At 58.8% G+C, this 3152-nt stretch carries 3 protein-coding genes, 1 pseudogene and 1 riboswitch; all 4 genes and pseudogenes read left to right on the forward strand.

The features are described 5' to 3' along the window. Positions 1-245, forward strand: a 245-nt coding sequence (locus X738_RS86600; RefSeq protein ID WP_023804247.1) for a hypothetical protein, incomplete at its 5' end; no start/stop codon positions are given. Positions 246-326: 81 nt separating this feature from the next. Beyond that, positions 327-503 (forward strand): annotated as a pseudogene (locus X738_RS88210) (IS66 family transposase); the annotation flags it as partial. Between the two features lie 549 nt (positions 504-1052). Next, positions 1053-1254, reverse strand: a riboswitch (cobalamin riboswitch). A gap of 264 nt (positions 1255-1518) precedes the next feature. Further along, positions 1519-1983: a phasin gene (locus tag X738_RS80345; protein WP_023804248.1), complete on the forward strand. Its 465-nt coding sequence runs from the start codon at positions 1519-1521 to the stop codon at positions 1981-1983. 494 nt (positions 1984-2477) lie between these two features. After that, a complete protein-coding gene (locus tag X738_RS80350; RefSeq protein ID WP_023804249.1) occupies positions 2478-2897 on the forward strand; it encodes a hypothetical protein in 420 nt (139 codons plus the stop codon). Positions 2898-3152: the final 255 nt, after the last annotated feature.

Genomic DNA, 3152 nt, shown 5'->3' on the forward strand with positions numbered 1-3152 from the left:
AAGACCGCTGGAAAGACACCGGAATCCCAGGTTTCTTCTTTACAGAACTGGACGAGGTGCGGCAGGTCGTCCGCGAGCTCCGCGACGAAGTCACCTCGGATGAGGATGAGGAGCCTTCATGGAGTCCGGTTCGCATCGAGCGGATTGAACTTCTCGCACCGACGACCCAGAACGTCCTGACCCTGCTCAACGAGGGGATTGGGCCGCTGATCCAGCGCTATGAGATCGTGGAAACCATTGCCTAATAACTAAGCCGATAGCTTTCCGGCAAGTCCATGCCCGGACACTTTGCTGACCTTCTGTTGGCCGTTTTCGCAGCGACGTGCGCACTGGGCCACTGGGTGATCGGCTCGAGCGAAAAGCATCTCTCCCGCATCTATGACGCCCTGAAGCTGCGGCTCAGATCGCAAACCCTCATCCATGGCGACGAGACGACTGTTCAGGTCCTGAAGGAAAAGGATCGAGAGGCCGCCAGCACCTCGTATTGTCCTTCGTGGCGCAGTCGGTTGGAGAAACGTAGCTCGATATGCCGAGATCGGAAAACTGCTCGCGCGTGCCGATCCGGCCCTTCGGGCCGACTGCCGTCAGAAACTGTGCCGCCAGAAAATCCGGATTGCGGGCGACGACCGCTTCGAAATTCGGCGTATTGTTGGCGATGCGCTCCACCTTCTTGTTCTCGGTTTCCAGTTCCGGGAGCACCGGCGACACCCAGATCGCGCTGCCGGCCATTCTGTCGGCGAGGCCAAGCATGAGCATGATCTCGGTGCTGTTCTGCCCCAGGCCCACGGCGCGCTGCGGGGCATGGTCGAAACGTGCTTCGATGCCGCAATTCTCAAGAACCAACGGATAGGTGGTGGGGGCTGCCACGGCAGCGGCTGGAATTGCCGCGACCAACGCAGCGAGAACGATAATCTTCATGTCCTGTCCTCTCTTGAAACTCGGCGATGCCGGGCAGAAAGGCAGGCTGGATCAGTGCCCCTGACACGGACTGATTGCATAACGGGCGATGAAGTCGCTTGCGTCACGGCCCTGCCGGAACCCTCGTCCGGTTTTTGGTTTCTCGCGTAACGGCAGGTCTCCTGACTCGCGGCTCATGCGCTTCACACCTCCTTCCCGTATCCCCGCGGGGGTACAGTGGCTTTAGGCGTGAAGCTCGCCGCTTACAGTTGCGAGGGCAGTCGTGGCATTGGTCAAAAGACCTCACCACATTCCCTTTTAATCTGCGGATGCAGAACCGTAACGCAGCCTTGATAGGCAACCCTGCGGCGCTTGTCAAAGCCAGGCGATCCAATCCTCATCCCAAAAGCGTTGGGTGGATTTTGGCGGGGTTCGACTCGGGTCTCCAACAGCACGGCGGCCCTTCGAAAATTCGGCGTTCGGTCAACGCTGGGGCAAAAATCATGGTGCAGTGCGGTATTGAACATAAATTCCGCTCTGTCGGTTTCATAATTCCGTTACGTCAGCTTCGTAAATGAACGAGACGGCATTGAGCAAGGCCGTCCAAAAAGGATGGAAAACATGTCCAAGATCGCTGACAAGACCACTGACACCATCGAGAACGCCGCATTTCCGACCTTCGACCCGTCCAAGGCTACCGACCAGTTCCGCGCTGTCGCCGAAAAGGGCGTCGAGCAGTCGAAGGAAGCCTTTTCGAAATTGAAGACCGGCGCCGAGACGACCCAGAAGGCTCTCGAGTCGACCTTCGAGACCGCCAAGACCGCCGGCAACGAGCTGTCGCTCAAGACAATTGCCGCTCTGCGCGCCAATGCCGAAGCCGACTTCTCGCACCTCGAAGCCCTGATCGGCGCGAAGTCGCTGTCGGAAGTCGTCGAGTTGCAGACCGTCTTCCTGCGCAAGCGCGTCGAGATGACCGTCGAGCAGGCCAAGGACCTCCAAGCCGTGACCGCCAAGGCCGCCGAGGAAGTGTCCAAGCCGGTCAAGGAAGCCTTCGAGAAGGCTTTCAAGGAACTCAAGGTCGCCTGACATTCTTGTTGGACCGCGATCTTTTCCGAAAACCGGTATCCGCGTTTCGGGATCGTGGACTGAGGCGACGGGAAAAGTACCGGCAAGGCGGCATATCCACCCGCCGTCTTCCGGGGCTAGTAGTGGCCAGCACCTCCTGCCGCCGGTCTTTTTCTTTTTGGCTGGCGGGCTTTGTTCAGCCGGACACGCAAACCCTGCCCGTACCGTTTGAGCAAGCATCATTTTGTCCAAACGTTTGAAGAACTGTCGCGTCGTGTTCGCGATGACGGCGACTGGTTCAGGTGCACGAGCATCGTGACGCCATAGAAGCCGACAGCGCGCGCGGCCCTTTCATTCGGCCGCAATCCGTTTCGGAGTCACGGCATCCGACCGGCGGCTCCATGAGTTGACGCTTCTCCGTATGCCACGCCGAATCTCTTCGTGATTTCGCCGGCGTCAAACAGCCGACACGTACCAGTGCTACCTATCGCTCGAATTTGCACGGAGGTCCGAAGATGCTGCACGTCGACCCCAAGATGCCGGCGACGGTTCTCACACTCTCCCCAGTTCACGGCAATAGAACCGTGACGACACACGTCCGCGGCACGAGCCTCAAGAACGCCGTCCGGTTCGTCATGGAACGCCTGCCAAACGCGGAAAGATCCCGGTCTCTTATCCGGACAGCGACGCATTCACTCTATTTTGCGGAGATCGAAGCGCTCAACCGGCGACCGGAATTTCTCGGTGAGAACACCGGCCCGACATCGGCGCCTATGAGACCTGTTGGAGGAAGAGAGGACATGGGAGTGGGAAAATTGGGCACTCCGGGGAGGAGCACGAAGCCGAGGTTTGAGTTAGGCTGTGAAATCGGCATCCACGGTGGACCGCTGAAGGCGACTACCGTTAACTGCATGAAGTTGCAGGCAAATTCATAACGCTGGCGGGGTCATCATCGGCGCTGACTATGACCCCCATTTCAATTTTCTGGTCTGTAAGTCAAAGCCCTAAGGTCCAATTGCGTGGCGTTGACCTGCCACCGAATTTTCATCCGGCGGCAATTAGAGCCTCGGCGGGTTGTACGCCGTATGGCGCGGGTTGAGCAACGGGCGATCGGCGGAGCTGGTCGGGGTTGTGCAGCTGATCGCCCGTTGCGGTGAGATTGGCGGAATAAGCCGCGGGCGTGATGTAGC

The sequence above is a fragment of the Mesorhizobium sp. L48C026A00 genome (genome assembly GCF_000502375.1).
GTDB lineage: Bacteria > Pseudomonadota > Alphaproteobacteria > Rhizobiales > Rhizobiaceae > Mesorhizobium > Mesorhizobium muleiense.